The 26,390-nt window shown below is 67.4% G+C and carries 25 protein-coding genes and 1 tRNA gene; 10 read left to right on the top strand and 16 right to left on the bottom strand.

The annotated features are described in order from the left end of the window. Positions 1–123: 123 nt before the first annotated feature. From ACE3QC_RS08150 to ACE3QC_RS08135, 4 genes are all read left to right on the top strand, one after another. Positions 124–390, top strand: coding sequence for a GlsB/YeaQ/YmgE family stress response membrane protein (locus tag ACE3QC_RS08150; protein ID WP_374407093.1), 267 nt, complete (start codon positions 124–126; stop codon positions 388–390). A gap of 211 nt (positions 391–601) precedes the next feature. Beyond that, positions 602–1,801, top strand: coding sequence for an efflux RND transporter periplasmic adaptor subunit (locus tag ACE3QC_RS08145; RefSeq protein ID WP_374407091.1), 1,200 nt, complete (start codon positions 602–604; stop codon positions 1,799–1,801). A 5-nt stretch (positions 1,802–1,806) separates the two neighbouring features. Continuing rightward, on the top strand, positions 1,807–5,253 hold the full coding sequence (locus ACE3QC_RS08140; RefSeq protein WP_374407089.1) for an efflux RND transporter permease subunit: 3,447 nt from the start codon (positions 1,807–1,809) through the stop codon (positions 5,251–5,253). Between the two features lie 77 nt (positions 5,254–5,330). Continuing rightward, on the top strand, positions 5,331–6,551 hold the full coding sequence (locus ACE3QC_RS08135) for a DUF445 domain-containing protein (protein WP_374407087.1): 1,221 nt from the start codon (positions 5,331–5,333) through the stop codon (positions 6,549–6,551). An 8-nt stretch (positions 6,552–6,559) separates the two neighbouring features. Here the strand turns inward: ACE3QC_RS08135 and ACE3QC_RS08130 are convergent, their stop codons facing one another. From ACE3QC_RS08130 to ACE3QC_RS08120, 3 genes are read right to left on the bottom strand one after another with little or no spacing between them, the layout of a single operon-like run. Continuing rightward, the gene (locus ACE3QC_RS08130; RefSeq protein ID WP_374407085.1) at positions 6,560–7,444 is read right to left on the bottom strand and encodes an energy transducer TonB; all 885 of its coding nucleotides are present in this window, start codon (positions 7,442–7,444) and stop codon (positions 6,560–6,562) included. A 57-nt stretch (positions 7,445–7,501) separates the two neighbouring features. Beyond that, positions 7,502–8,431 carry an electron transfer flavoprotein subunit alpha/FixB family protein gene (locus tag ACE3QC_RS08125; RefSeq protein WP_374407083.1) on the bottom strand — a complete coding sequence of 310 codons (930 nt, stop codon included), beginning with the start codon at positions 8,429–8,431 and terminating at the stop codon, positions 7,502–7,504. 37 nt (positions 8,432–8,468) lie between these two features. Beyond that, a complete protein-coding gene (locus ACE3QC_RS08120; RefSeq protein WP_374407081.1) occupies positions 8,469–9,215 on the bottom strand; it encodes an electron transfer flavoprotein subunit beta/FixA family protein in 747 nt (248 codons plus the stop codon). A gap of 199 nt (positions 9,216–9,414) precedes the next feature. Here ACE3QC_RS08120 and ACE3QC_RS08115 point away from each other — a divergent pair, with 199 nt between their 5' ends. Beyond that, positions 9,415–9,927: a DUF6265 family protein gene (locus ACE3QC_RS08115; RefSeq protein ID WP_374407080.1), complete on the top strand. Its 513-nt coding sequence runs from the start codon at positions 9,415–9,417 to the stop codon at positions 9,925–9,927. 4 nt (positions 9,928–9,931) lie between these two features. On the opposite strand, the gene sucC is transcribed toward ACE3QC_RS08115, so the two are convergent. Beyond that, positions 9,932–11,131: an ADP-forming succinate--CoA ligase subunit beta gene (sucC, locus tag ACE3QC_RS08110; RefSeq protein WP_374407078.1), complete on the bottom strand. Its 1,200-nt coding sequence runs from the start codon at positions 11,129–11,131 to the stop codon at positions 9,932–9,934. A 106-nt stretch (positions 11,132–11,237) separates the two neighbouring features. On the opposite strand from sucC, the gene ACE3QC_RS08105 reads away from it, so the two are divergent. Further along, positions 11,238–12,026, top strand: a complete 789-nt coding sequence (locus ACE3QC_RS08105; protein WP_374407076.1) for a 3'(2'),5'-bisphosphate nucleotidase CysQ — start codon at positions 11,238–11,240, stop codon at positions 12,024–12,026. Between the two features lie 62 nt (positions 12,027–12,088). On the opposite strand, the gene ACE3QC_RS08100 is transcribed toward ACE3QC_RS08105, so the two are convergent. Beyond that, the gene (locus tag ACE3QC_RS08100) at positions 12,089–12,778 is read right to left on the bottom strand and encodes an OmpA family protein (RefSeq protein ID WP_374407074.1); all 690 of its coding nucleotides are present in this window, start codon (positions 12,776–12,778) and stop codon (positions 12,089–12,091) included. Positions 12,779–12,920: 142 nt separating this feature from the next. On the opposite strand from ACE3QC_RS08100, the gene ACE3QC_RS08095 reads away from it, so the two are divergent. Continuing rightward, positions 12,921–14,213, top strand: coding sequence for a hemolysin family protein (locus tag ACE3QC_RS08095; RefSeq protein WP_374407072.1), 1,293 nt, complete (start codon positions 12,921–12,923; stop codon positions 14,211–14,213). 279 nt (positions 14,214–14,492) lie between these two features. On the opposite strand, the gene ACE3QC_RS08090 is transcribed toward ACE3QC_RS08095, so the two are convergent. Genes ACE3QC_RS08090 through ACE3QC_RS08045 form a run of 10 tightly spaced genes read right to left on the bottom strand, consistent with a single transcriptional unit; the run spans position 14,493 to position 23,492 of the window. Then, positions 14,493–14,909 (bottom strand): DUF3035 domain-containing protein, encoded by a 417-nt coding sequence (locus tag ACE3QC_RS08090; RefSeq protein ID WP_374407071.1) that lies wholly within the window; start codon positions 14,907–14,909, stop codon positions 14,493–14,495. Position 14,910: 1 nt separating this feature from the next. Next, complete coding sequence (gene lspA / locus ACE3QC_RS08085) at positions 14,911–15,441, bottom strand: signal peptidase II (RefSeq protein WP_374407069.1); 531 nt, start codon at positions 15,439–15,441, stop codon at positions 14,911–14,913. After that, positions 15,438–18,404 (bottom strand): isoleucine--tRNA ligase, encoded by a 2,967-nt coding sequence (ileS, locus tag ACE3QC_RS08080; protein ID WP_374407067.1) that lies wholly within the window; start codon positions 18,402–18,404, stop codon positions 15,438–15,440. The genes lspA and ileS overlap by 4 nt, the downstream gene beginning before the upstream one ends. A gap of 49 nt (positions 18,405–18,453) precedes the next feature. Continuing rightward, a complete protein-coding gene (locus tag ACE3QC_RS08075) occupies positions 18,454–19,389 on the bottom strand; it encodes a bifunctional riboflavin kinase/FAD synthetase (protein WP_374407065.1) in 936 nt (311 codons plus the stop codon). Then, positions 19,386–20,567 (bottom strand): dipeptidase, encoded by a 1,182-nt coding sequence (locus ACE3QC_RS08070; RefSeq protein ID WP_374407064.1) that lies wholly within the window; start codon positions 20,565–20,567, stop codon positions 19,386–19,388. Before ACE3QC_RS08070 ends, ACE3QC_RS08075 begins: the two co-directional genes overlap by 4 nt. Beyond that, a complete protein-coding gene (locus tag ACE3QC_RS08065) occupies positions 20,564–21,058 on the bottom strand; it encodes a dihydrofolate reductase (RefSeq protein ID WP_374407062.1) in 495 nt (164 codons plus the stop codon). The genes ACE3QC_RS08070 and ACE3QC_RS08065 overlap by 4 nt, the downstream gene beginning before the upstream one ends. Positions 21,059–21,065: 7 nt before the next feature. Beyond that, positions 21,066–22,121 (bottom strand): 5-(carboxyamino)imidazole ribonucleotide synthase, encoded by a 1,056-nt coding sequence (locus ACE3QC_RS08060; RefSeq protein ID WP_374407060.1) that lies wholly within the window; start codon positions 22,119–22,121, stop codon positions 21,066–21,068. Continuing rightward, positions 22,118–22,615, bottom strand: a complete 498-nt coding sequence (purE, locus tag ACE3QC_RS08055; protein WP_374407058.1) for a 5-(carboxyamino)imidazole ribonucleotide mutase — start codon at positions 22,613–22,615, stop codon at positions 22,118–22,120. Before purE ends, ACE3QC_RS08060 begins: the two co-directional genes overlap by 4 nt. 1 nt (position 22,616) lies before the next feature. Then, positions 22,617–23,303 (bottom strand): 2,3-diphosphoglycerate-dependent phosphoglycerate mutase, encoded by a 687-nt coding sequence (gene gpmA / locus ACE3QC_RS08050; RefSeq protein WP_374407057.1) that lies wholly within the window; start codon positions 23,301–23,303, stop codon positions 22,617–22,619. A 36-nt stretch (positions 23,304–23,339) separates the two neighbouring features. After that, positions 23,340–23,492 carry a hypothetical protein gene (locus tag ACE3QC_RS08045; RefSeq protein ID WP_374407055.1) on the bottom strand — a complete coding sequence of 51 codons (153 nt, stop codon included), beginning with the start codon at positions 23,490–23,492 and terminating at the stop codon, positions 23,340–23,342. A gap of 87 nt (positions 23,493–23,579) precedes the next feature. Here ACE3QC_RS08045 and ACE3QC_RS08040 point away from each other — a divergent pair. From ACE3QC_RS08040 to ACE3QC_RS08030, 3 genes are all read left to right on the top strand, one after another. Next, positions 23,580–23,654 (top strand) — tRNA-Thr (locus ACE3QC_RS08040). A 397-nt stretch (positions 23,655–24,051) separates the two neighbouring features. Next, a complete protein-coding gene (locus ACE3QC_RS08035) occupies positions 24,052–24,519 on the top strand; it encodes a PH domain-containing protein (RefSeq protein WP_374407053.1) in 468 nt (155 codons plus the stop codon). After that, entirely contained in the window at positions 24,516–26,039 is a 1,524-nt protein-coding gene (locus ACE3QC_RS08030; protein ID WP_374407051.1) for a PH domain-containing protein, read from the top strand. Before ACE3QC_RS08035 ends, ACE3QC_RS08030 begins: the two co-directional genes overlap by 4 nt. Here the strand turns inward: ACE3QC_RS08030 and ACE3QC_RS08025 are convergent. Continuing rightward, positions 26,032–26,340, bottom strand: a complete 309-nt coding sequence (locus ACE3QC_RS08025) for a GNAT family N-acetyltransferase (protein ID WP_374407049.1) — start codon at positions 26,338–26,340, stop codon at positions 26,032–26,034. The two genes, ACE3QC_RS08030 and ACE3QC_RS08025, sit on opposite strands and share 8 nt — an antisense overlap. Positions 26,341–26,390 lie beyond the last annotated feature (50 nt).

Below are 26,390 nucleotides of genomic sequence, written 5' to 3'. Positions count from 1 at the left end.
GCCGCTGGCGGCGCGCGCGCGTTTGGCGTATCCTTGTCGCACGGCTCGTAGAAAGCCGGGGAACCGCTTGGCCTTGCCCGCAGTTTAGGGCGGTACAAGGCTTTGCAAACAGGAGGAGTTCATATGGGCTGGATTATCGCAATCATCGTCGGTGGCATCGCCGGCTGGCTGGCAAGCCTGGTAATGAATCGCGATGCCTCGATGGGCATTTTCTGGAATGTCGTGGTCGGCTGTATCGGTTCGCTGATCGGCAACGCGCTCGCCGGACCGCTGTTCGGCGTGCAAGGCACGGTGCAGGCGTTCTCGCTCACCGGTCTGATCATCGCGCTCGTCGGGGCCATCGTGCTGCTGGCGATCGTCAATCTGGTTCAGCGCGGGCGCGTCCGCTAAGGTCGCATTCAGGCTGAATCAGCCGAAAGGGCGGGCGCGGCGCAGGCCGTGTCCGCCCTTTTCGCGTGCGCCGGTCATTCGTCGGGCGCATATGGCATCGGTCGAACGGCAAGTTGCCGCACGCCACGGCCCGGTTTAAGGAAAATCGGACTATTGCCACGAGTGAGTTACGGGGGTAACACACTTCGGTTTTCTGCAGACTGAGAGTGCGATGAACTACGAAACTTCGGTGACGGCGGAATCGGCCGAGGGCTATCCCGCCGACCTGAGCGACGACAGCGAAGTGCGTGCATCGCGCCGCCGGCGCTGGATCGTGATCGCGCTGGTCGCTTTCGTCGTGCTCGCCGGCGTGGCGTTCTTCGTGGCGCGCGGGAACGATGACGGCGCGGTCGGCGCGGGCGACGATCAGTCGCAATTGCCGGTCATCTCGGTCGTGACCCCCGGGCGGACGACGATCGCGGGCGAGATAGACGCTTCGGGCACGCTCGCCGCGCGCCGGCCGCTGCCGGTGGGATCGGTCGGCGAGGGCGGACGCGTCGTTTCGGTGCCGGTCGACGCCGGCGACTGGGTCGACCGCGGTCAGGTGCTCGTGGTGGTCGACCGCGGCGTGCAGGTGCAGCAGGCCGCCAGCGCGCGCGCCAATATCCAGGTAGCGCAGGCCGACGCCGAACTCGCGCAGGCGAACCTCGACCGTGCGTTGCAACTGGTCGATCGCGGGTTCATCTCGAAGGCCGAGGTCGATCGCCTGACCGCGACGCGCGACGCCGCGCGTGCGCGCGTGCAGGTCGCCCGCGCCCAGTTGGGAGAACTGCAGGAGCGGACCGCACGGCTCAATATCTACGCGCCCGCCTCGGGCCTCGTGCTCCAGCGCAATGTCGAACCGGGGCAAACCGTCGGCGGCGGCGGCGAGCCGCTGTTCATGATCGCGCAGGGCGGACAGATGGAAATGATGGCCAAGGTCAGCGAAGCCGACCTCGCCAAGCTTTCGGTCGGGACCAAGGCGACGGTCACCCCGGTCGGCACCGACACCAGCTTCACCGGCCAGATCTGGCAGCTTGCCCCGATGATCGACGAAGGCAACCGCCAGGGCACCGCCCGTATCGCGCTGTCCTACCAGCCCGGCCTGCGCCCCGGCGGTTTTGCCAGCGCAACGATCGCCAGCGGCACCATCGTAGCGCCGATGCTGCCCGAATCGGCGATCCTGTCGGATGACGAGGGCAGCTTCGTCTATGTGATCGATGGCGAGAACAAGGCGCAGCGGCGCGGGGTGCGCACCGGCATCGTCACCGCGAGCGGCATCGCGATCGTCAGCGGTCTCGACGGTAGCGAGCAGGTCGTGCTGCGCGCGGGCGGCTTCCTGACGGAAGGCGAGACGGTCAAGCCGCAGAAGGTCTCGGCGGACGGGAACTGAACGCGATGAACTTCCGCAACATCTCCGCCTGGTCGATCCGCAACCCGGTCATTCCGCTGGTGTTCTTCACCGCGCTGCTGTTCGCAGGGCTGCTGTCGTTCATGCGGATGGACGTGGTCGACCAACCCGAAGTCGAGTTCCCCGCAGTCAACGTCTCGATCTCGCAGCCCGGCGCGGCGCCGACCGAGATCGAGAACCAGATCACCCAGCGGGTCGAGGCCGCGGTGCGCTCGATCAACGGCGTCAAGTCGATCAATTCGACGGCAAGCGAAGGCAGCTCGACCACGATGGTCGAGTTCGAGATCGGGATCGATCCGAACGACGCCACGGTCGAGGTCAAGAACGCGATCGACCAGATCCGTGGCAGCTTGCCCGACGGGATCATCGAGCCGCAGGTTTCGAAGATCGACGTATCGGGCGGCTTCCTCGGCATCTTCGCAGTCGAAGCCGACGATATGACGATCGAGCAGTTGAGCTGGTTCATCGACGATACGGTGGCCAAGCGGCTGCTCTCGGTCGAGGGCATGGCCGAGATCGACCGGTTCGGCGGCGTCGATCGCGAGATCGAGGTGATCATCAATCCCGAACGCATGCAGGCGTTCGGCGTCACCGCCAGCCAGATCAACGGCGTGCTGCGCCAGTCGAACATCGATGCCGCCGGCGGCGCGGCCGAAGTCGGCGGCACGCGCCAGTCGGTTCGCGTGCTCGGCAGCACCGAAACCGCCTACGAGCTGTCGCAGCGGCTGATCCAGCTCGGCGACGGGCGCACCGTGCGCCTGTCCGACGTCGCCACGGTGCGCGACGGCAACAGCGAGCGGACCTCGATCAGCAAGGTGCGCGACAAGGAAGTGGTCAACTTCGCGATGTCGCGCGCGAAGGGCGCGTCGGACGTCACCGTGTTCGACAACGCGCTGGAAGAGATCGCGGCGATCGAGGCCGACAATCCCGGCGTCGAGATCATCCAACTCACCGATCGCGTGCGCTACACCAAGGAACAGTACGAAAGCTCGATGGCCGCTATGATCGAAGGCGCCATCCTCGCGGTCGTGGTGGTGTTCTTCTTCTTGCGCGATTGGCGTGCGACGGTGATCTCCGCGATCGCCATCCCGCTGTCGGCGATCCCGACCTTCTGGTTCATGGACCTGCTCGGGTTCAATTTGAACTCGCTCTCATTGCTCGCCCTGGGGCTCGTCGCGGGTGTGCTGGTCGACGACGCGATCGTGGAGATCGAGAACATCGTGCGCCACATGCGCATGGGCAAATCGGCCTATCAGGCATCGATCGACGCGGCGGACGAGATCGGCCTGCCGGTTGTCGCGACCAGTTTTTGCATCGTCGCGGTGTTCCTGCCCGTGGGCCTGATGCCGGGCATCTCGGGCCAGTTCTTCAAGAATTTCGGCATCACGGTGGTCGTCGCGGTGCTGATGAGCCTTGCCGTCGCGCGCATGATCACGCCGATGCTCGCCGCCTATTTCCTCCAGGCGCATGGCGAAGCTGCGCACGGCGAGGGCAAGTGGATGGACCGCTACATGCGCGTGCTCGGCTGGTCGCTCGATCGCGGCAAGATGTATGCGCGGCGCGAAGGCCTACCGGGTCCGCGCAACCGCTTCCTCTACATGCTCGCGTTCCTGGTCACGGTGCTGGTGCTGATCATGGTCCCGTTCGTGGTCGTGTTCGCGGCCTACAATGCGCTGCAGGCGCTGAGCATGCCCGAGACGCTGGCCGGAGCGCTGGTTCCCAGCGGCGAAGGCACGCTGCACTTCCTCGTGCTCAAGCCGCTCGAAATCCTCGAACTCGGTGTCGTCGTGGCGATCGGGCTCGGCGCAGGGTGGCTCGCGCTCAAGCTGATGGGCCTGCCCTGGCGCGGTCACCTGCGCGACAGCTGGCGCTGGCTCGAGGCGCGCTTCTACGATCACCGCGTGTGGATGATGATGACCGGCTATTTCGCGCTCATCCTCACCGTGCTGCTGTTCATGAACGTGCCGCCGCAGTTCCAGCCCGATATTGATAGCGACAACAGCCAGATCGAGATCGAGATGGTGCCGGGCACCACGCTCGAAACGACCGAACGGGTCGCGGACAACGTCGCCCAGATCCTTTACCAGCAGCCCGAAGTCCTGCGCGCGCTCGAGCGCGTACGGGTAGGCAACGCCTCGATCTACATCACGCTCAAGCCCGATCGCGAACGGACCTCGGTCGAGTTCGAACGCGCGCTGGCGCCGCAGCTCTCCCAAATTCCCGATGCGCGCGTCCGCTTCCAGTCTCAGGGCGGCGGATTCGGCAGCGGGCGCGACATCACCGTCATGCTCGCGGGATCCGATCCAGAGCTGCTGGAGGAAACTGCCGCGCAGCTGGTCGAGCAGATGAAGGGGCTGAACACGCTCGTCGCGCCGCGGATCAGCGCGGATATCAACCGGCCCGAAATCATTATCCAGCCGCGTGCGGACCTTGCCGCCGAACTGGGCGTCACGACCGCCGCGTTGAGCCAGACGATCCGCATCGCCACGCTCGGCGAGATCGAGCAGAACGCGGCCAAGTTCTCGCTCTCCGATCGCCAGATTCCGATCCGCGTCAAGCTGCCCGAGCAGTCGCGCGAGGATATGAGCACGATCGAGAACCTGCCCGTGCCCACGCGCACCGGCGGCACCGTGCCGCTCTCGCGCGTGGCCGACATCAGCTTCGGTTCCGGGCCGACCACGATCCAACGCTACAACCAGAACCGCCGCGTGCTGGTCGGCGCCGACCTCGCCGAAGGCGTGGTGAAGGGCGAGGCCGATGCGCAGATCAACGCGCTGCCCGTGCTGCGGGATCTGCCGCAGGGCGTGATCCGCGATCTCGTGGGCGAGGACGAGTGGCAGCAGGAGATGATGGGCAGCCTGACGATCGCGGTGATCTCGGGCATCCTGCTGGTCTTCGCGGTGCTCGTGCTGCTCTACAAGCGGGTGATGAGCCCGCTGGTCAACATGACCTCGCTCGCGCTCGCGCCCTTGGGCGGCATCTTCCTCGTCTGGCTGGTCGGCCAGCCCCAGTCGATGCCGGTCTATATCGGCATCCTGCTGCTGCTCGGCATCGTGTCGAAGAATTCGATCCTGCTGATCGACTTCGCGCTGGAGGAGATGGACAAGGGCACGCGCAAGCTCGATGCGATTCTCGACGCAGGCCACAAGCGCGCGCAGCCGATCGTGATGACCACGGTCGCGATGACCGCGGGCATGGTCCCCGTCTCGCTCTCGCTTTCGGGCGACGGCGCCTGGCGCGCGCCGATGGGCACGGTCGTGATCGGCGGGTTGATCATGTCGACGCTGCTCACCCTGCTCATCGTGCCGGCGGGCTTCAGTCTGGCCGACGGATTCGAGAAGCGCCTCGGCCCGTGGTTGCGCTCGCGGTTGCTGACCTACCGCCCGGACGAGGCGGACCCCCGCACACCGCCGGGGCCGCAGCCGGCCGAGTGAGCGGCGAAACCCAGCCGCCGCCCGCGCGTTTCCCCATGATGAGGCGCGCCCCGCTCCCACCCGATCGTGCGCGCCGCATGCGCCTGACCGCCACCGCGATGCTGGTGCTGATGGCGGCCGTGTTCCTGTTCTCGCGCCAGTATCTCGGTGTGCACCCGGCCTGGGGCTACGTTCATGCCTTCGCCGAAGCGGCGATGGTCGGCGGGCTGGCAGACTGGTTCGCGGTCACCGCGCTCTTCCGTCACCCGCTCGGCGTGCCGATCCCGCACACCGCGATCATTCCCGAGAACAAGGATCGCATCGCGGACACGATGGCGCAGTTCCTGCGCGACAACTTCCTCACCCCGGCGGTGGTCGCGCGGCGGATGCAGGCGATGAATCTCGCGCGCGCGATGGGCGATTTCTTGGTCAAGCCGCCGGCGGCGGGCCCGGGCGGCGCGCAATCGCGGATCGGTGCGGGTGCGGCGGAGCTGTTCGCCGGCGCGCTCGAATCGCTCGATCCAGAGAGGCTGGGCGGGCAGGTGCGCGCCGGGCTCAAGCATCAGCTCGACAAGCTCGAGGTCGCACCGCTGCTCGGGCAGATGCTCGGTGCCGCGATCGCCGACAAGCGGCACCTGCCGCTGCTCGATGCGATCGTGCGCTGGGCGGGCCTGACGCTCGAGGACAACGAGGCAATGGTCCGCGCGATGATCCACGAACGCGCCAACGCGTTGCTTCGCTGGACGGGGCTCGACGAGCGGCTCGCCAATTCGGTGCTGGACGGGCTCTACAAGCTGCTCGCCGAAGTGCTGGTGGACCCGAACCATCCGCTGCGCGGCAAGATCGAGGAGGGCTTGGAAAAGCTGGTCCACGATCTCCAGCACGATTCCGAGATGCGCGAGAAGGTGGAGCGGATGAAGCGCGAGCTGCTCGACAATCCCGCTGTCGCCGACTGGTGGCAGGGCGTGTGGGAGCGGATGCGCACCGCGCTGATCGCGATGGCGCGCGATCCCGATTCGACGATGGACGGCTGGTTCGGCAGCACGCTGGCCGAGCTCGGCGCCGCGCTGCAGGGCGATCCGCGGCTCCAAATGCAAGTCAACCGTTTCGCGCGCCGCACCGCGGTGGGCGTGGCGACGCGCTACGGCGGGCAGATCGTGCAGCTCGTGTCAGAGACCGTACGCCGGTGGGACGCGCGCACGATCACCGACCGCCTCGAAAACGCCGTCGGCCGCGATCTCCAGTTCATCCGTATCAACGGCACGCTGGTCGGCGGGCTGGTCGGCGTGACGATACATGCGCTCGTTCACATACTTTGAGGCCGAACCTACCTTGCGGCTACAAAGGCGACGGTACTCGCCCAGAACGATGCGACCGGCTGCCCCGTCTGATCGAGGCCGGGTGTGAATTTGGCCCGTTCCGTAACCAGCCTGCATGTCGTTTCTTGAAATGAGAAATCGGACATGGCGCTTTGAATCGTGCAGTCCGTGACATCCCCGTCGGCGCTTATATTCAGGCGGAAGCGAACTTGGCCTGAAATGCCGTTGCGCATGGCGTTTCTGGGGTAGTCTATCGGGCGTATCCAGCGGTCTGGCCGGTTGATCGGTTCGGGCGGCTGGCTCAGGTTTCGCTGAACCTGAGGGTCGAAACCCCAACTGGCGATCAAATCGTCGATGCAGGTGTCCATGGCCGCCATCGGCTTCGCCATGTCCCCCAGTTCCAGCGTAACCGGCTCGCCGATACCCTTCGTTATCGTGAGCTGTGTGACTTGTGCAGCACGCTCTTCTTCTCGGCGAGCCATCAGATGTCGATCGACCGGTTTCGTCTCGATCAATTCGTCGAATTCTTCGTGTGGGATAAGCCCCGTTGTGAATTGCCAGCTCGTACCTGCATCCCCTTTGCCGTACATCGCATTTTCATGCTTGTAAGGTTCGTCGCCGGGCATAAACGCCGCTTCGAACGAGTAGCCTTCAGGTTCGAGGATCTTGCCGAGAAGCACGATCTCCATGCTTGTGCTCGGCTCGTACTTGCTGAAACGCGAAATCACCGCGCGATCGCCATCGCCGAACTTTCGCGCCAGAGCACAACCTTGTTCGTCGTAACTCAAATTCCACGGCGAACTTGCCTTGAGCGCGATGGCATCGTCTGCCGCTGCAACATATTGCGCCTGCGCTGCAAACGCACTCACTGTCAGGATTGTCCAGACCCGCACGCCGATACCCCCCAACTCGAGAGTATCGGCCGTGCACTCGCCTGTAAACTGAGGGTATTACAGCTTCTCGGTCAGCTCCGGCACGACCTTGAACAGGTCGCCCACCAGGCCGACGTCCGCGACCTGGAAGATCGGGGCGTCCTCGTCCTTGTTGATGGCGATGATGGTCTTGGAATCCTTCATGCCGGCGAGGTGCTGGATCGCGCCGGAAATGCCGATCGCGATGTACACTTCGGGGGCGACGATCTTGCCCGTCTGGCCGACCTGGAAGTCGTTGGGCACGTAGCCCGCGTCCACCGCCGCGCGGCTCGCGCCGACGCCCGCGCCGAGCTTGTCGGCGAGCGGCATGATGTATTCCTGGAAAGTGTCGGCGTCCTTGAGCGCCCGCCCGCCCGAGACGATAACCTTGGCGCTGGTCAGTTCGGGGCGCTCGCTCTTGGCGAGTTCCTGCCCGACGAAGCTGGAGATGCCCGCATCGCCGTCGCCCGAGACGGCCTCCACGGTGCCGCTGCCGCCCTCGGCGGATGCCTTGTCGAACGCGGTGCCGCGCACGGTGACGACCAGCTTCGCATCGCTCGATTCAACCGTGGCGATCGCGTTGCCGGCGTAGATCGGGCGGGTGAAGGTCTTGTCGCCTTCCACGCTCATGATCTCGGAGATCTGCATCACGTCGAGCAGCGCGGCAACGCGCGGGGCGACGTTCTTGCCGGTGGTGGTCGCAGGCGCCAGGAATGCGTCGTGCGTCTCCATCAGCTTGGCGGCAAGCGGCGCGACGTTCTCGGCCAGCTGGTGCTCGTAGGCGGCATCGTCGGCCAGGTGGACCTTGCCGACGCCTTCGATCTTCGCCGCCGCATCGGCGACCGCCGCGCAGCCGCTACCGGCCACCAGCAGGTGCACTTCGCCGAGCTTGGAAGCGGCGGTGACAGCGCTCAGCGTGGCGTCCTTCACCGAAGCGTTGTCGTGTTCGACCAGAACCAGGGTTTTCATGGCTGTGTCCTTGTAGATTCGTGCTTGCGGTGAGGGCTCAGGCGATCCCGAGCGCCTTGATCTTGGCGACCAGTTCGTCGACGTCGGCGACCTTCACGCCCGCCTGGCGCACCGGCGGCTCGGCGACCTTGGTGGTTTTCAGGCGCGGCGCGGTGTCGACGCCGTAGTCCGCCGGGCTCTTGGTATCGAGCGGCTTGGACTTGGCCTTCATGATGTTCGGCAGGCTGGCGTAACGCGGCTCGTTCAGGCGCAGATCGGTGGTGACGATCGCGGGCAGCGTGAGCTTCACCGTCTCGAGCCCGCCGTCGATCTCGCGCTTCACCGTCACGCTCTCGCCGTCGAGCTCGACGGTGTTGGCGAAAGTGCCCTGCGGGCGCCCGGTGAGCGCGGCGAGCATCTGGCCGGCCTGGTTCGAATCGTCGTCGATCGCCTGCTTGCCGAGGATCACCAGGCCCGGCTGCTCCTCGTCGTAGATCGCCTTGAGGATCTTCGCGACCGCGAGCGGCTCCACTTCGTCGTCCGACTGCACCAGGATCGCGCGATCGGCGCCCATTGCGAGCGCGGTGCGCAGCGTTTCGGTCGCCTTGGCCGGACCCACGCTGACCGCGATCACTTCCTCGGCCTTGCCCGCTTCCTTGATCCGCAGCGCTTCCTCGACCGCGATCTCGTCGAACGGGTTCATGCTCATCTTCACGTTGGCGAGATCGACGCCGGAGCCGTCCGCCTTGACGCGGGGCTTCACGTTGTAGTCGATCACCCGCTTGACGGGGACGAGGATCTTCATGGGTGGTCCTTCCTCTCGAATTGCGCGGCGTCCGCCTAACTCGCGTTTACGTAAACGTCAAGTGAAGGGGACTCGCTCTCATGGTCAAAACTGCGCGCCATCCCTCGCGTTCCGCACTCTCCGGGTCAAGCCTCGATCGCTTTACGCGGCATCGCCGTGGGGGTATTTCGGCTTTGGTCGCATGAAGGAGAGTTCATTCATGCTTCGATGTGCGATTGTCACGCTGGCCGCGTTGCTGGCCGCCCCGCTTGCCGGGCAGGAAACCCGCGTCGCGCCGGAAGGACACGTGCCGCCGCCCGCGTCGATCGCAGACGCGGCGTGGCTCATCGGCGACTGGGTCGGCACGGGGATCGACGGTGCAGAGGCGGCCGAGGTTTGGCTGCCGCCGTCTGGCGACACGATGGTCGGGCTGTTCGTGCAGGAGAAGCCCGAAGGCGGGCTGATGTTCACCGAGCACATGTACATGGCCGAGGAAGAGGGCAGCCTCGTGCTCAAGCTCAAGCACTTCGATCCCGATCTGACCGGGTGGGAGGAGAAGGACGGGATGGTCCGCTTCCGCCTGCTCTCGATCGAGCCTTGCGTGGCTTATTTCTCCAGCCTCACTTACAAATGCGACGGCGAAGACGGGCTGCTGGTCGCGGTGCGGGTGAAAGGCGAGGGCGACGCGGTCGAGGAACTCGTGTTCCGCTTCCAGCGCCGCCCGCAGCCCTAGGCGATCACGCCGCCTGCTTCACTTCGGCGACGATCTTCTTCGCCGCGTCGCCCAGGTCGTCGGCGGCGACGATCGGTAGGCCCGAGTTGGCGAGGATTTCCTTGCCCTTCTCGACATTGGTGCCCTCCAGCCGGACGACCAGCGGCACCGAGAGGTTCACGTCCTTCGCCGCCGAAACGATGCCGTCGGCGATCACATCGCATTTCATGATCCCGCCGAAGATGTTGACGAGGATGCCCTCGACCGCCGGATCCTTGAGGATGATCTTGAACGCCGCGGTCACCTTCTCGCGGCTCGCGCCGCCGCCCACATCGAGGAAGTTCGCCGGGAACGCGCCGTTCAGCTTGATGATGTCCATCGTCGCCATCGCGAGGCCGGCGCCGTTGACCATGCAGCCGATCGTGCCGTCGAGCTTGATGTAGGCGAGATCGTATTCGCTCGCCTCGACTTCGGCCGGGTCTTCCTCGGTCTCGTCGCGCAGCGCCTGCACGTCGGGGTGGCGGTAGAGCGCGTTCGAATCGAAGCTCATCTTGGTGTCGAGCACCAGCAGCTTGCCATCCTCGGTTTCGACCAGCGGATTGATCTCGAGCATCGCGCAGTCGAGATCCATGAAAGCGGTGTAGAGCTGCTTGGCGAGCTTCTGGGCCTGCTTGGCGAGATCGCCCGACAGCTTGAGCGCGAAGGCCACCGCGCGGCCGTGGTGCGGCATGAAGCCCTGCGCCGGGTCGATCGCGATCGTGGCGATCTTTTCCGGCGTGTCGTGCGCGACCGCCTCGATATCCATGCCGCCTTCGGTCGAAACGATCATCGCCACGCGCCCGGTGGCACGGTCGACCAGCATCGAGAGGTAGTATTCGGAGGCGATGTCGACCCCGTCGGTGACGTAGAGCCGGTTCACCTGCTTGCCCGCATCGCCCGTCTGCACGGTGACGAGCGTGTTGCCGAGCATGTCCTTCGCGTTCGCCTCGACCTCCTCGATCGACTTGGCGAGGCGCACGCCGCCCTTCGCGCCCTGTTCCAGTTCCTTGAACGTGCCCTTGCCGCGCCCGCCCGCATGAATCTGCGCCTTGACCACGTAGAGCGGCCCGGGAAGCTGCTTCGCGCCCGCGACGGCTTCCTCCACGGTCAGCGCCGCATGGCCGGCGGGGATGCCGATGCCGTACTTCGCGAGCAGTTCCTTGGCCTGATATTCGTGGATGTTCATGGAGCGCTGGTCCCGTTGGTCTGCGTGGGAAAGATGATGCGGCGCGGCATAAGCATGGATCGGCGCGCTTGAAAAGTCTCGCGTCCGCTAGCAACAGCGTTCGGACATGCTCGACCGTTTGCGCCTTGAGGAAATCGTCCGCGAAGCTGGGAGGATAGCGCTCGGCGCCTGGCCCGGCGCAGGCCATGTGGTGGAAAGCTGGGAGAAGTCGCCCGGCAACCCGGTCTGCGCCGCCGATCTGGCGGTCGACGCCTTCCTGCGGCGCGAGCTGGCGCGGTTGCTCCCTTCGGCGGGGTGGCTGTCGGAGGAGACCGCGGACGATCCCGCGCGACTCGCACGAGGGCTGATCTGGCTGGTCGATCCGATCGACGGCACGCGCGATTTCATCCGCGGACGCGCGGGCTGGGCGGTCTCGGTCGCGCTCATCAGCGAAGGGCGGCCGCTGATCGGCATGCTCGCCGCGCCCGCGCGCGAGGAGGAGTGGATTGGCGTCTCGGGGCAGGGATCGTGGCGCAACGGCGCGCGGCTTGCCGCTTCGCGTCGCATGGACTTCTCCGGTGCGCGCGTGCCCGCCGATTCGCTGCCGAAGGAAGATCGCGACCTCACCACGGTGGCCAAGCCCAATTCGATCGCCCTGCGCGCGGCGATGGTCGCGGCGGACGAGGCGGACCTGCTCGCCACGCTGCGCTGGGGCTACGAGTGGGATATCGCTGCGGCGGCGTTGATCGCGCGCGAGGCCGGGGCCGCGGTCACCGATGCCTTCGGCGCACCGCTCAACTACAACAAGCGCGATCCGCGCGCCTTCGGCCTGCTGGTCAGCGCGCCGGGCATCCACGCCGCCGCAGTGGATAGGCTCGCCGACCGGGCGCGCGCCCTGACGCGAAAGCAGGCGTAAAAAAGGGGCCGATCCGAAGACCGGCCCCTCTCTCCGCTCGCTGTGCGGAAGCGGTGAACGCGTTACTGGTTGCGGGCCGCGTCGATCTCCGCCTGCGTGAGCGGAATGATCTTGATCTCGACCCGGCGATTGAGGCGACGGCCTTCCTCGCTCGAATTGTCGGCCACCGGCATCGTTTCGCCGAAGCCCTGCCAGCGGATGCGCGCCGAATTGACGCCGCGGCTGGTGATGTAGTTGGAAACGGTCTGCGCGCGCCGTTCCGACAGGCCCTGGTTGAACGAATCCGAACCGGTCGAATCGGTGTGGCCGTACACGTCGATCAGGCTGTTCGGGTATTGCTGGAGGCTCGCCGAAACATTGTCGAGCGTGGTGCGGAACGCCGGCTTGAGCGTAGCGCTGCCGACGTCGAACGTCACCCCGTCGGGCAGGTTGACGAGGATCGCATCGCCGCCATCCACTTCGCTGACGTCGACCCCCGAACCGGCGGTCGATTCGCGCAGTTCCTTGATCTGCTGGTCCATCTTGTAGCCGACCACGCCGCCCACGGCGCCGCCGCCGACCGCGCCGATGATGCGCCCGGTCTTGCCGCCGATCAGACCGCCGAGCAGCGCGCCCGCGGCCGCGCCGCCGACGCCGCCGATGGCGGTGCGCGAAATCTTGCGCTCGCCGGTGTTCGGGTCGGTCACGCAGGCCGAAACGCTCACCAGCGAAACTGCGGCGAACCCGGCGATGAACATTCTCGATTTCTTCATGGGATTACCCCTCTTTTGTGAACATTTCGCCCACATTGCGGGCCGGGCGCGCCCACCTGCGCCTCGATTGCGTAAACACCTTCCGGCCCGGCGCGTTCCCTCGCAGGCTGGCGCGCGCGCACATTTGTGCTAGCGGGATCGCGTGACACCCTTTCCCTGGACAGACCTGTTCATCATCGCCGGGCTGATCGTGCTCAACGGCATTTTCGCGATGTCCGAGCTGGCGATCGTCTCCGCCCGCACCGCGCGCCTCAAGGGCGCGGCGGACAAGGGCAGCAGCGCTGCCGCCACCGCGCTCGCGCTCGCCGCCGATCCGGGCAAGTTCCTTTCGACCGTGCAGATCGGCATCACGCTGGTCGGGATCATCGCGGGCGCCTATTCGGGCGCGAGCCTCGGCGGTCCGGTGGGCGAACGGCTTGCCGCGCTGGGTCTGCCCACCGCATGGGCGGGTGAGGCCGGCTTTGTCCTCGTCATCGCGCTGACGACCTATTTCAATCTCGTGGTGGGCGAGCTCGTGCCCAAGCAGGTCGCGCTGCGTGCCGCGGTGCCGATCTCGCTGGTGATGGCGCGCCCGATGGCGCTCCTGTCGCGCGTCGCCGCGCCGCTGGTGTGGCTGCTCAACACCTCGTCGGGCCTGCTCATCCGCCTGCTCGGCGTGCGTCCGGCCGGCCAGTCGAGCGTGACGGCGGAGGAGCTGCACATGATCTTCGCCGAAGCGACCCGCTCGGGCGTGATCGAGGTCGATCAGCACCAGATCCTCGCCGGCGTGGTCCGGCTGGCGGACAAGCCGGTGCGCGACGTGATGACTCCGCGCACCGAACTCGACTGGGTCGATGCCGATGCCGACGAGGCCGCGATCCGCGCCGCGATCGAGGCGAGCCCGCATTCGCTGCTGCCGGTGGCGGAAGGCTCGTCCGACCGGATCGTCGGCGTGGTCAAGGTGCGCGAAGTGCTGGCGCGAATGGTCGCGGGCGAGGCGGTGTCGCCGCGCGCGATCATGCGCAAGGCGGAGGTGGTGCCCGACCAGCTCGACGCGATGGACGCGCTGCGCGTGCTCCAGCAGGCCGAAGTCGCGATGGCGATGGTGCACGACGAATACGGCCACCTGGACGGGATCGTGACCCCCGCCGACCTGCTGATCGCGATCGCCGGCCAGTTCGCCAGCGATCAGGACCAGGGCGAACAGCCTGGCATCATCGAGCGCGCCGACGGCTCGCTGCTCGTCTCCGGGGCGCTGGCGGCGGACGATCTCGCCGAGCGGCTTGGTATCGAATACCCCGAAGACCGCGAATTCGCGACCGTCGCCGGCTACGTGCTCTCGGTCCTCAAGAACCTCCCGACCGAAGGCGAGAGCTTCACCGACCAGGGTTGGCGCTTCGAGGTGGTCGATATGGACGGGCGCAAGATCGACAAGCTGATCGTGAGCGGGGAGTAGAAGGGGGAAGTAGCGCCGGGGGAAAGAGGAGTTTTTGTTGGCGCAAGCGCATCCGCGCTCGCGATATCCTCGGGCCTGACGGCCCTGCGGGCGCGCGTTCGCGCTTGCGGTCGGCTGGTCGCCGACCGGGCTCTTCCAAGCCATGGCTGTCGGGCGAAATCCGGTCCGCGACTAGCGGACCGCAAGGGCGACGGCCCGCCCGCAGGCGCCTCGTAGCGTAGCGGAGGGAATAGCGCCGAGGACGCGCGCCCGGATGGGCGTGCGAAAAACAAAAAGCGGCTATCCTTCCGGGATAACCGCTTGCGCGAACTGGCCGTCGCCTTCGGGGGCGGAGACGATGTCGCGGGTGACGCTGCCCTTGGCGACGGTGTTGGTCTGCGGATCGCCCACTTCGGTGCGGATGCCCGGTTCTGCCGTGCCGGCGCGGTCGAGCGCGCTGGTTTCCACTTCGCTGCGCGGCGCGGAGCCGCCGAACAGCACGCCGAGCGCTTCTTCGCTCGCGGCGTCGTCGCTCGGGCGCGGGGCGCCGGGGGCGGGGGGGACGAGGTTGAAATCGGGCGGCACGACCAGCGGCGCCTGGCGTTGCACGGCGAATTCGTCGGGGCGATCGCGCCCGAGGATGCCGCCGCTGCTGCCGCATGCCGCGAGCATCGCGCTGGCGCCGGCCAGCAGGGCGAGGGTGGTCGATTTACGCATCTCAGCTCTCCGCGGCGCCGTGCGCCGTGTCTGGTTCGGGATTGGCATCCTTGTCGCGCACGAAGAACGCGCGGGCAAGGATTATCACGACGCCGATGGTGATCGCGGCGTCGGCGATGTTGAAGATCAGGAACGGGCGGAACTCGCCGAAATGCAGGTCGGCATAGTCGATTACGTAGCCGAATTCGTAGCGGTCCTTGATGTTGCCCAGCGCCCCGCCGAGGATCAGCGCGAGGCCGAGGATTTCGCCCAGCAGCTTCTCGCGCAGCATCCACACCGTCACCACCAGCGCGATCAGGCTGGTCACGCCCACGAGGATCCAGCGCATCTCCATCGAATCGGCTTGGAACATGCCCAGCGAGACGCCGAAGTTGTAGGTCAGCCGGAAATCGAAGAACGGCAGCAGTTCGACCACATCCCCGCGCTGCATCGCCAGCGTCTCGGTGACGTAGCGCTTCATCGCCTGGTCGGCGAAAAACAGCACGATCGCCGCGACGAAGCCGATCAGGCGGTATTTCATGACCTTGTTCATGCAGCAGCGTCCATTTGCGAAACGACATCGTCGCAGCGCGCGCACAGCGCGCCGTCTTCGGCCACGTCGGGCAGCAGGCGCCAGCAGCGGCCGCACTTGTGGTCGGTGGTGCGCGTCACGGTCACGCCCGCGCCCTGCCCGCGCGCGACTGACGCGGTGATGAACAGTTCGGCGAGGTCTTCGTCGGTGAACCCGGCGGGCACCGCCTCGGCAGGCACGGTGACCTCCGCCTCGAGCCCGGACCGCACCACCTTGTCGCGCCGCAGCGGCTCGATTGCCTCCATCACCCGCTCGCGCAGGGCGCGCAGGCCGTCGAACCGTTCGGCCAGTGCCGGATCGGCCCATTCCTCGGGCAGAGGATGCAGTTCCTGCAGGTGCACGCTGCCGCGCTCGGGAAAGCGCGTGGTCCACGCCTCTTCCGCGGTGAACACCAGCACCGGCGCGGCATAGCGCACCAATGCGTGGAACAGCACGTCGAGCGTGGTGCGATAGGCGCGGCGGCGTGGATCGTCCGCCCCATCGCAATAGAGCCGGTCCTTGCGGATATCGAAGAAGAAGGCCGACAGGTCCTCGTTCGCGAATTCCACCAGCGCGCGGGTGTATTCGTTGAAGTCGAAATCGTCGATCGCCTGCTGCAGCTCGGCATCGAGCGCGTGGAGCCGGCCGAGCACGTAGCGCTCCAACTCGGGCATCTCGGCGGGATCGACCCCTTCGGCATCGTAATCGAACCCATCGAGCGCGCCGAGCAGGTAGCGGAAGGTGTTGCGCAGCTTGCGATACTGGTCGGCGGTGCCCTTGAGGATCTCGTCACCGATCCGGTGATCCTCGGTATAGTCGATCGAGAGCGCCCACAGCCGCACGATATCCGCGCCGTACTGCTCGATCACCTTGTTCGGATCGATCGTGTTGCCGAGCGACTTGGACATCTTGCGCCCGTCGCTCGCCATAGTGAAGCCGTGGGTCAGCACCGCGTCGTAAGGCGCGCGGCCGCGCGTGGCGCAGCTTTCGAGCAGGCTCGACTGGAACCAGCCGCGATGCTGGTCCGACCCTTCGAGGTAGAGATCGGCGGGCCAGCGCAGTTCGGGCCAGCGCCCGCTTTCGAGCACGAACACATGCGTGCAGCCCGAATCGAACCACACGTCGAGGATGTCGGTGATCCGCTCATAATCGGCCGGATCGTAATCGGGGCCGAGCAGGTCCGCGGCGGCATCATCGGTCCAGGCATCGACGCCGCTTTCGTGCACGGCGGCAACGATGCGGGCGTTGACCGCCTCGTCGACCAGGTATTCGCCGGTCTTGCGATGGACGAACAGCGTGATCGGCACGCCCCAGGCGCGCTGGCGGCTGAGCACCCAGTCGGGCCGCCCTTCCACCATCGCGCCGATCCGGTTGCGGCCCTTGGCGGGCACGAAGCGGGTGCCCGCGATCGCCTCGGTCGCGGCTTGCCGCAAGGTGGGCGGCGCGCCGGTCATCTCGTCCGAAGGATCGAGAGCGCCGCCTTCGTTTTCCCACTTGCGTTCGGGCGGGGTCTTCACGTCGAGCCCGGTCAGCGGCTGATCCATCGGCACGAACCACTGCGGGGTGCAGCGGTAGATGACCTTGGCCTTGGACCGCCAGGAGTGAGGGTAGGAATGCTGATAGTCCGCGCTGGCGGCCAGCAGCGCCCCGGCTTCGCGCAGGTCCGAACAGATCGGACCGTCCGGCGCGTTGAACTTGGGGTTGATGACCGACATGCGCCGCTCGTCCTCGCCGCCGAGCCACAGCCAGTCGTCGCGGTAGCGCCCGTCGGCTTCGACCGCGAACTTCGGCGTCAGGCCGTTGGCCTTGCACAGCTCGAAATCGTCCTCGCCGTGGTCGGGCGACATGTGGACCAGTCCGGTGCCGCTGTCGGTGGTGACGAAGTCGCCGGGCAAGAACGGGCGAGGGGCGGCGTAGAACCCGCCGAGGTGGTGCATCGGGTGGCGCGCGACGGTGCCGGCGAGGTCGGAGCCTTTCCACCGACCAACCTCACGCGAAACTAGGTGCGTCCGAAGCTTGAACTGATCAAGCAAATCCGCCGCCACCAAGATTTTTCGACCAGCTAGCAGTTGGTTTTTATCATGGGGGAATGGCGGAATTTGCTGGCCAATTTCGTAAGCGCCAGCTTGAACATAGCCGAGCCCATCAAGCAGAACATACTCGACATCCGGCCCATAAGCCAAAGCCTGGTTCACCGGAATCGTCCACGGCGTTGTCGTCCAGATCACCGCGTGCGCGCCACGCAATTCTTCGATCGGGCTTTCGACGATCTCGAACGCCACGTCGATCTGGGTCGAGACGATGTCCTCGTACTCGACCTCGGCCTCGGCCAGCGCGGTCTTCTCCACGGGCGACCACATCACCGGCTTGGCACCGCGGTAGAGATTCCCCGCTTCGGCGAACTTCAGCAGTTCGGACACGATCGTGGCTTCCGCCGCGAAGTCCATCGTCAGGTAAGGATTGTCCCAGTCGCCGTTGATGCCGAGCCGCTTCAGCTGTTCGCGCTGCACGTCGACCCAGTTCTGCGCGTAGGCGCGGCATTCGGCGCGGAACTCGGCCGGGGGCACCTCGTCCTTGTTGAGCTTCTTCTTGCGGTACTGTTCCTCGACCTTCCACTCGATCGGCAACCCGTGGCAGTCCCATCCGGGCACATAGGGCGCATCCTTGCCCAGCAGCGTCTGCGTGCGCACGACCATGTCTTTGAGCACGTGGTTCAGCGCGTGGCCGATGTGCATGTCGCCATTGGCGTAGGGCGGGCCATCGTGGAGGATGAACTTTTCGCGCCCGGCACGCTCTTCACGCAGCTTGGCGTAAAGCCCTTCGCCTTCCCAGCGCGCGAGGATGCCCGGCTCCTTCTGCGGCAGGCCGGCCTTCATCGGAAAATCGGTCTTCGGCAGGAAGACCGTGTCCTTGTAATCGCGCTGGGGTTTCGGGGTGTCGGTCATGGAACCAGCGCCGCTAGAGGAAAGCGGGCAGCGAGGAAAGTATTAGGTTCTATCCCGCACCCGCCAGCAACGCCCGCGCCCGCTCGCAGTCCGCGTCGATCTGCGCGACCAGTGCATCGAGCGAATCAAACTTCGCTTCGGGCCGCAGAAAATGGTGGAACGAGACCTCGATCTCCTGCCCGTAGAGATCGCCGGAAAAATCGAAGAAGTAAGGCTCGAGCAGTTCCTTGGGCGGCTGGAACTGCGGGCGCACGCCGATGTTGGCCGCGCCCTGCAATTCCTCGCCCGTCGCCAGCAGGCGGCCCGTCACCGCGTAAACCCCGAACTTCGGGCGCAGGTAGTGCTCGATCGCGAGGTTGGCGGTGGGATAGCCGATGTCGCGCCCGCGCTTGTCGCCGTGCTCGACCACGCCGCGGATCGCGAAGGGCCGGGTCAGCAGGCGCGCGGCCTCTTGCGGATCGCCTTCGCGCAAGGCGTCGCGCACGCGGCTGGAGGAGACCGGCGCGCCGTTGTCCATCACCGGCGCCACCGCGCGCGCGGCGATCCCCGCCTCGCGCCCGAGTTGCTCCAGCCGGGCGCGGTTGCCCGCGCGGCCCTTGCCGAAGGTGAAATCCTCTCCCGTCACCACGCCCGCCGCGCCGAGCCGTTCGGCCAGCAACACGCGCACGAAATCCTCCGCGCTGGTGCCCGCCAGTGCGGCGTCGAAGTGGAACACCAGCATCGCGGTCGCCCCGGCGGCGAGGTAGAGTTCCTGCCGCTGTTCCAGCGTGGTCAGCCGGAACGGCGGCGCATCGGGCTGGAACAGGCGCACCGGGTGCGGGTCGAAGGTGGCGATGATCGCCGGGCGCCCCTCGGCGCGCGCCCATTCGATCGCCTCGCGCGCGACCGCCTGATGGCCGAGGTGGAACCCGTCGAAATTGCCCAGCGCGATCACCGCGCCACGCAAGCTCTCGGGGATCGGCTCGCGATGGTCGAGCCACCTCATCGTGCAGGCTCTTGGGGGGCGATCCCTTGGCGTAGCACCCGCAGCGCGTTGCCGCCCATCGCCGCGCGCACTTCGGCGGGCGTGAACCCTTCGTCGAGCAGCGCCTGCGTCACCTGCACCAGCTGGCTGGCGTCGAAGCGCACCGTGGTCGCGCCATCGTAGTCGCTGCCCAGCGCGACGTGTTCGATGCCCACGAGATCGCGCACATGCTTCATCGCGCGGGCGGCGGCGCGGGGCGAGGTGTTGCAGATCGCCGCATCCCAGTAACCGACGCCGATCACCCCGCCGGTGCGCGCGACGCCGCGGATTTCGTCGTCGGTCAGGTTGCGGTTGACCTTGCAGGTCGCCTGCACCCCGCCATGGCTGGAGACGACCGGGCGGCGCGCCATCGCGATGATGTCGGCGACGCAGGCGTGGCTGCAATGGGCCACGTCCACGATCATGCCGAGTTCCTCCATCCGGCGCACCGCCGCGCGGCCCTTGGCGGTCAGCCCGCCTTTCTCGATGCCGTGCATCGACCCGGCGAGATCGTTGTCGAAGAAATGCGTCAGCCCCGCCATGCGGAAACCGGCGGCGTGGAGCGTGTCGAGATTGCCGAGATCGCGCTCGAGGTTTTGCAGGCCCTCGATGCTCAGCAGCGCGCCGACCGGGCCGCTGCCGCCCTGCCGCGCCGCGATCAGGCCCGCCAGGTCGCCGGGCTGCGCGACCTTGACCAGCCGCCCGTCCGACGCCGCCACCGCGCGATCGAGCTTCTCGCCGTGATAGAGCGAGCGCTGGAGCAGCGAGGTCCAGGTGCGCGGCGGCTGAAGCTGCGCGATCACGAGCGCGGTGATATTGTCGCTGTCGGCGCCGTTCGCTTCGTAATTCTGGCCCTTGGGCGTCTTGCTGACGCTGGAGAAGACCTGCAGCGCGACGTTGCCGTCCTGCATGCGCGGCAGATCCTCGTGCCCGCGATCCGCGCGGTCCAGCAGGTCGCGGTCCCACAGCAGCGTGTCCGAATGCAGGTCCACGATCGCGAGCGTGTAGTGCAGCGCGCGCGCCTCGCCTGACACCGCGATCAGCGGCTTGCCGTCGATCGTGTTCATCCCGCGCTCGACCACGCCGGGCGCGAAGGCGAAGAACGCCGCCGCCGCGAGCACCACCAGCGCCAGTGCGCCCAAGGCGATCCGACGCTTCATCCCGCGCGCTCCAGCGTCACGAAATCGTACGCGGGCAGCGGCCCCGCCGCCGGATGCGCCTCGCGCGCGGTCTCGCGCCATTCCCGCCCGAGCGGCGCCATCGCCACGTCGCCGGGATAGTCGGCGTGGATCTCGGTCAGCTCGACGCGTTCGGCCAGCGGCAGCAGCGCCGCGAACACCGCCGCGCCGCCGATCACCGCGATCTCACCGTCTCCCGCCAGCGCCAGCGCGTCCTCCGGCGAATGCGCGGGCTGTGCGCCATCGACCGCCCAGCCGGTATCCCGCGTCAGCACGATATGGCGGCGGCCAGGGAGCAGGCCCGGCAGGCTCTCGAACGTCTTGCGGCCCATGATCAGCGGCTTGTCCATGGTCAGCGCCTTGAACCGCCTGAGGTCCGCCGGGATATGCCACGGCAGCGCGCCCGCATCGCCGATCGTGCCGTTGGCGGCGCGGGCGTAGACCGCGAACAGGCCGGGACGCGTGGATTTCACCGCCCCCTCACCGCGCCGCGATCCGCGTCACATGCCCCATCTTGCGCCCGTCGCGCGCCTGGCGCTTGCCGTAGAGGTGGAGGTGCGCGCCCGGATCGGCGAGGCATTCGTGCGCGCTCGCGGCGTCCTCGCCGATCAGGTTGGACATCACGACCTGCGCGGCGATCGTGGCGGTGTCGCCCAGCGGCAGACCGCAGATCGCGCGCACGTGGTTCTCGAACTGGCTCGTCGCCGCACCCTCGATCGTCCAGTGCCCGGAATTGTGGACGCGCGGGGCCATCTCGTTGAACACCGGGCCTTCCGCCGTGGCGAAGAACTCGCAGGTCATCACCCCGACATATCCCAGCGCCCCGGCCACTTTCGCCGCCAGTTCGCGCGCGGCGGGCACCTGCGCGGTGACGGTGTCGCCCGGCGGCAGGGTCGAGGTGGCGAGCACGCCGCCGACATGCGCGTTCTCCGCGCTGTCCCAGAAGCGTACCTCGCCATCGCGCCCGCGCACGAGGATGACGGAGAATTCGGCCGCGAACTCCACGAACCCTTCGTAGATCGTCGGCGCTTGCGGCAGGCGAATCGCCTCGGCGTCGCGCGCGGAGCCGATGCGCCACTGGCCCTTGCCGTCGTAGCCGTCGCGCCGGGTCTTGAGGATGCCGGGCGCGCCGATCCGGTCGATCGCTTCCGCCAGTTCCTCCGCCGTATCGACCGGCGCATAGGCGGCGGGCGTGCCGCCGAGGCTTTCGACGAAGCGCTTCTCGCTCAGCCGGTCCTGCGCGGTTTCCAGCGCGCGCGGGTGGGGCGCGAGCAGCGGCTCGATCGCGGAAAGCGGGCCGACCGGCACGTTCTCGAATTCCCACGTCACCACGTCGCACGCGGCGGCGAAATCGCTGAGCGCGGCCTCGTCGGTCCACGGCGCGCAGGTGAAGGCGGCGCTGACCTCGGCCGCCACGCTCTCGCGATCGGGCGCATAGACGTGGCAGCGATAGCCCATCTGTGCCGCCGCCATGGCGATCATCCGGCCGAGCTGCCCGCCGCCGAGAATGCCTATCGTTCCGCCCGGTGCGATCATGCGTCTTCGGGCCAATTCTTGACCGCGGCGGTGCGCGCCGCGCGCCAATCCTGCAACCGGCGCGAGAGGTCCGTGTCGCCCAGCGCGAGGATCGCGGCGGCGAGCAGCCCGGCGTTGGTCGCCCCGGCCTTGCCGATCGCCAGCGTGCCGGTGGGCACCCCGGCGGGCATCTGCACGATGGAAAGCAGGCTGTCCTGCCCCGAAAGCGCCTTCGATTCGACCGGCACGCCCAGCACCGGCAGATGCGTCAGCGCGCTGAGCATCCCCGGCAGGTGCGCCGCGCCGCCCGCGCCCGCGACGATGACCTGGAAGCCTTCGCCCGCCGCGCCCTTGCCGAACTGATACATTCGGTCGGGCGTGCGGTGGGCCGAGACGATCCGCGCCTCGTAGGCGACGCCGAGCTCGTCCAGCACCTCGGCGGCGCATTTCATCGTCGGCCAGTCGGACTGGCTGCCCATCACGATAGCGACTTTCGCCGTTCCCCCGTCGCTCATCTCAGCGGTCCTTCAGATACTGCCGCTCGCCCCGCGCCATGTCGCTGCCGAACTCGTAGACGATCGGCTGTCCGGTGGGGATTTCCAGCCCGGTGATGTCCTCGTCCGAGATGTTCGACAGGTGCTTGACCAGCGCGCGCAAGCTGTTGCCGTGGGCAGAGACGATCACCGTCTCCCCGCTCGCCAGCACGGGCAGGATCTCGCTTTCCCAATAGGGCAGCACGCGCTCGATGGTGAGCTTGAGGCTCTCGGCCTCGGGCACGTCGATCCCGGCGTAGCGCGGATCGGCGGACAGATCGTATTCGCTGCCCGCGTCCATCACCGGCGGCGGGGTGTCGAAGCTGCGGCGCCACACATGGACCTGCTCGTCGCCGTGCTTGTCGCGCGTCTCCTGCTTGTCGAGCCCGGTCAGCCCGCCATAGTGCCGTTCGTTCAGCCGCCAGTCCTTGACCTCGGGGATCCACAGCCGCCCGCAGGCCTCGAGCGCGAGGTGCAGCGTCTTGATCGCACGGGTCTGGAACGAGGTGAACGCGCGCGTCGGCAGCACGCCCTTTTCCGCCAGCAACTCGCCCGCCGCGTTCGCCTCGGCGGTGCCCTTGTCGGTCAGGTCGACGTCCCACCAGCCGGTGAAGCGGTTTTCCAGATTCCACTGGCTCTGGCCGTGGCGGATCAGGATCAGCGTGGGCAAGGGGCGGCTCCTCTCTCGTTCGAAGAGCGAGTGCGGTTAGCTTTTCGCGTCCGGCTTGGAAAGCCCGCTGTCGCCCGATTCGCCCGCGCGCATCCCGCGAGACCGCGCCTTGCGCCGCCGCAGGTTCTCGCGCAGCCGCGCCGCGAGCCGCTCTTCGCGCGACATTTTGTTGTTCGCGTCTTCACCCATGCGCAACGCCTTGCCCTTATCGGCGCGAAGGCTCAAGCTTGGCTTGACATTGCCCGGGGCCGCGACAATAGCGCGCCCGCTTCTCCGGCTGCTGTAGCTCAGTGGTAGAGCGCACCCTTGGTAAGGGTGAGGTCGGGAGTTCAATCCTCCCCAGCAGCACCATTCCTGCCGCAGGCAGGAATGTGGTTTTTGTTTTTCGAGCGCGCATCCGCGCGTTCGTCCTCGGCGCTATTCCCTCCGCTACGCTACGGGGCGCCTGCGGGCGGCCGTTCGGCCTTGCGGTCCGCTGGTCGCGGACCGGAATTTCGCCCGACAGCTTGGTCCAGGAATGTTCCGGTGCCTGACAGCCATGGCTTGGAAAGGTCCGGTCGGCGACCAGCCGACCGCAAGCGCGAACGCGCGCCCGCAGGGCTGTGAGGCCCGAGGATAGCCAAGGGGCCGGATGGCCCCGCCGGCGCTTGAGGCGCAAACAAAAAACTCCGCGGATGCAAACGCCACCGCTGGTGGCTGAACAAACAAACGCTTGCCCCCTTCCACCGTCTTATCCATGTAAACCACCATGGACGAGACCGAGGACCTCACCCCGCTGCACCCCGATCACGTCAGGGCGTTGCGCGCTACGGCGATCATCGGGGCGCTGCCGTTCGTGATCGGGGCGCTGGTGCTGGAGATCGCGGGGTTCCTGCCGCCCGGCGCGTTCCTCGTGCCGGTGCTGCTGGTCGCCGCGTTCGTCGTCGTGCGGATGCCGTTGCGGCGCTATTCGGCGCGCGGTTACGTGATGGGCGAGGATCGGCTGCGCGTGGTGCGCGGGATCCTGTTCCGGTCGGACACGGTGGTGCCGTTCGGGCGGGTGCAGCACATCGACGTCGATCAGGGGCCGCTCGAACGGATTTACGATCTCGCTACGCTCACGCTCCACACTGCGGGCAACCACAATGCCTCGGTGCATCTGCCCGGCCTCGCGCAGGCCGACGCGCTGGCGATGCGCGAGACGATCCGCGCGCGGATCAAGCGCGACACGATGTGAGCGAGGCTTTGCCGCCCCCGCAGACTGCCGAACGCCGGACCGAGCCGGTCGGGCTGGTCCTGCGCGCCATCGCCGGGCTGCGCCAGCTCGTTCCCGCGCTGCTGGCACTGGTCTTCGTCCTGCGCGATCAGGGGCCGTGGCTGCTCTCGGTCGTGCCGCTGGCGATCCTCGCGGCGGGGGCGACGGGTTTCTGGGCCTGGCTCCAGTGGCGTAAGTTCACCTACCGCGTGGGCGAAGAGGATATCCGCGTGGAAAGCGGCGTGCTCAGCCGCGCGGCGCGCTCGGTGCCGTACGAGCGGATACAGGACGTCAGCCTCGAACAGGGGCTGCTCGCGCGGATATTCGGGCTGGTGACCGTCCGCTTCGAGACGGGCGCGGGCGGCAAGGACGAACTCGCACTCGCCTACCTCAAGGAAGCCGAGGGCGAGCGGCTGCGCGAACTGGTGCGCGCGCGCCGCGATGGCATGGACGCGCGGGACATGGCCGAACCCGTCGCGCCCGAACCTGCGCCCGAAATGCTGTTCGCGCTGCCGCCCCGCCGGTTGTTCACGTTCGGACTGTTCGAATTCTCGCTCGCGGTCGTCGCGGTGGCGGCGGGCGTGGTGCAGCAGTTCGACGTGCTGCTGCCGTTCGATCCATGGGACTTCGATGGCTGGCAGGAACGCCTCGCGGGCCCCGGCGCATGGCTGGCGCATCTCGGCCCTGTCGCGCAGGTCGTCGGCGGGCTGATCGCCGTGGGTTCGCTGATTGCACTGGGCGTCGCCACGGGTCTGGTGCGCACGACCCTGCGCGACTGGGGCTTTGTGCTCGAACGCACCGAGAAGGGCTTCCGCCGCCGCCGGGGGCTGCTGACGCGGACGGACGTGGTGATGCCGGCGCACCGGGTGCAGGCGCTGAAGTTCTCGACCGGGATCGTGCGCCGCCTGTTCGGCTGGCACGGGCTGAAATTCGTCAGCCTGGCGCAGGACGCGGGGGCGGAAAGCCACGATGTCGCCCCGTTCGCGCGCTGGGCCGAACTCGCGCCGATCGCGCGCGCGGCGGGCTTCGCTGCGCCGGACGAGGCGCTCGACTGGCACCGCGCCAGCGCGCGCTACCGCACGGATACCGCGCTGATCGCGGGCGGCATGGTCGCCGCGATCGCGCTCGCCGCGCTGCTGGCGTTGTCCGCCACGCAGGCAGCGAGCCCGCTCTTCGCGCTGATCCCGCTCGCGCTCGCGCTGCCGATCGCGGCGTGGCAGTGGTTCCTCTGGCGGTTCGAGCGGCACGCGCTCGATGGCCAGCAGCTCTACGCCCGGCACGGCTGGCTTGCCCCGCGCACCGATGTCGCGAACCGGGTGAAGCTCCATTCGGCCGAGATCGTGCAAGGCCCGATCGCACGCCGTCGCGGCTACGCGTCGCTCAGGCTGGGGCTAGCCGGAGGAAGTCTGGTGCTCGCTGGCATTCCACTGGGCGAGGCGCGCCGCCTACGCGCCGCCGTGCTGGACAGCATCGCGGCGCAGGATTTCTCGCGGATCAACTAGGCGTTGGCGCCAGCAGCTCGCTCCATTCGGGATGGCGGCGGAACTGTGCTTCGACATACGAACACTGCGGCACGATGGTGAAGCCTTGTTCCCTCGCATCCGCCACCAGCGCATCAACGAGCGCAGCGGCCACGCCTTGCCCGCCGATTTCGGGCGGCACCAGCGTGTGATCGGCGATCCGCGCGCCGCCGCGCGCTTTCCACGTCAGCCGCCCGACATGTTCGCTGCCCAGCACCCGCGCGACATATTCGCCGTGCGTGGTGCTGTCCTCGTGCGTGATTTCGAGCCCTTCGCCAGTCATCGCTTCGCTCCTTCTTGCGCTCAACGCCGGGGCGGCTAGACGCGTTCCGC

The sequence above is a fragment of the Pelagerythrobacter sp. genome, assembly GCF_041912895.1.
In the GTDB taxonomy this organism is placed as follows: Bacteria; Pseudomonadota; Alphaproteobacteria; order Sphingomonadales; family Sphingomonadaceae; genus Pelagerythrobacter.
This window is presented reverse-complemented; position numbering and strand designations above follow the sequence as displayed.

Coding starts and splice junctions, on each gene's coding strand:
- ileS (WP_374407067.1), bottom strand. CDS start 18,404: ATGACCGACACCCCGAAACCCCAGCGCGATTACAAGGACACGGTCTTC.
- ACE3QC_RS08145 (WP_374407091.1), top strand. CDS start 602: ATGAACTACGAAACTTCGGTGACGGCGGAATCGGCCGAGGGCTATCCC.
- ACE3QC_RS08035 (WP_374407053.1), top strand. CDS start 24,052: ATGGACGAGACCGAGGACCTCACCCCGCTGCACCCCGATCACGTCAGG.
- ACE3QC_RS08135 (WP_374407087.1), top strand. CDS start 5,331: ATGCGCCTGACCGCCACCGCGATGCTGGTGCTGATGGCGGCCGTGTTC.
- ACE3QC_RS08025 (WP_374407049.1), bottom strand. CDS start 26,340: ATGACTGGCGAAGGGCTCGAAATCACGCACGAGGACAGCACCACGCAC.
- ACE3QC_RS08120 (WP_374407081.1), bottom strand. CDS start 9,215: ATGAAGATCCTCGTCCCCGTCAAGCGGGTGATCGACTACAACGTGAAG.
- ACE3QC_RS08045 (WP_374407055.1), bottom strand. CDS start 23,492: ATGGGTGAAGACGCGAACAACAAAATGTCGCGCGAAGAGCGGCTCGCG.
- ACE3QC_RS08060 (WP_374407060.1), bottom strand. CDS start 22,121: ATGATCGCACCGGGCGGAACGATAGGCATTCTCGGCGGCGGGCAGCTC.
- sucC (WP_374407078.1), bottom strand. CDS start 11,131: ATGAACATCCACGAATATCAGGCCAAGGAACTGCTCGCGAAGTACGGC.
- ACE3QC_RS08150 (WP_374407093.1), top strand. CDS start 124: ATGGGCTGGATTATCGCAATCATCGTCGGTGGCATCGCCGGCTGGCTG.
- purE (WP_374407058.1), bottom strand. CDS start 22,615: ATGAGCGACGGGGGAACGGCGAAAGTCGCTATCGTGATGGGCAGCCAG.
- ACE3QC_RS08115 (WP_374407080.1), top strand. CDS start 9,415: ATGCTTCGATGTGCGATTGTCACGCTGGCCGCGTTGCTGGCCGCCCCG.
- ACE3QC_RS08140 (WP_374407089.1), top strand. CDS start 1,807: ATGAACTTCCGCAACATCTCCGCCTGGTCGATCCGCAACCCGGTCATT.
- ACE3QC_RS08090 (WP_374407071.1), bottom strand. CDS start 14,909: ATGCGTAAATCGACCACCCTCGCCCTGCTGGCCGGCGCCAGCGCGATG.
- lspA (WP_374407069.1), bottom strand. CDS start 15,441: ATGAACAAGGTCATGAAATACCGCCTGATCGGCTTCGTCGCGGCGATC.
- ACE3QC_RS08105 (WP_374407076.1), top strand. CDS start 11,238: ATGCTCGACCGTTTGCGCCTTGAGGAAATCGTCCGCGAAGCTGGGAGG.
- ACE3QC_RS08100 (WP_374407074.1), bottom strand. CDS start 12,778: ATGAAGAAATCGAGAATGTTCATCGCCGGGTTCGCCGCAGTTTCGCTG.
- ACE3QC_RS08125 (WP_374407083.1), bottom strand. CDS start 8,431: ATGAAAACCCTGGTTCTGGTCGAACACGACAACGCTTCGGTGAAGGAC.
- ACE3QC_RS08075 (WP_374407065.1), bottom strand. CDS start 19,389: ATGAGGTGGCTCGACCATCGCGAGCCGATCCCCGAGAGCTTGCGTGGC.
- ACE3QC_RS08070 (WP_374407064.1), bottom strand. CDS start 20,567: ATGAAGCGTCGGATCGCCTTGGGCGCACTGGCGCTGGTGGTGCTCGCG.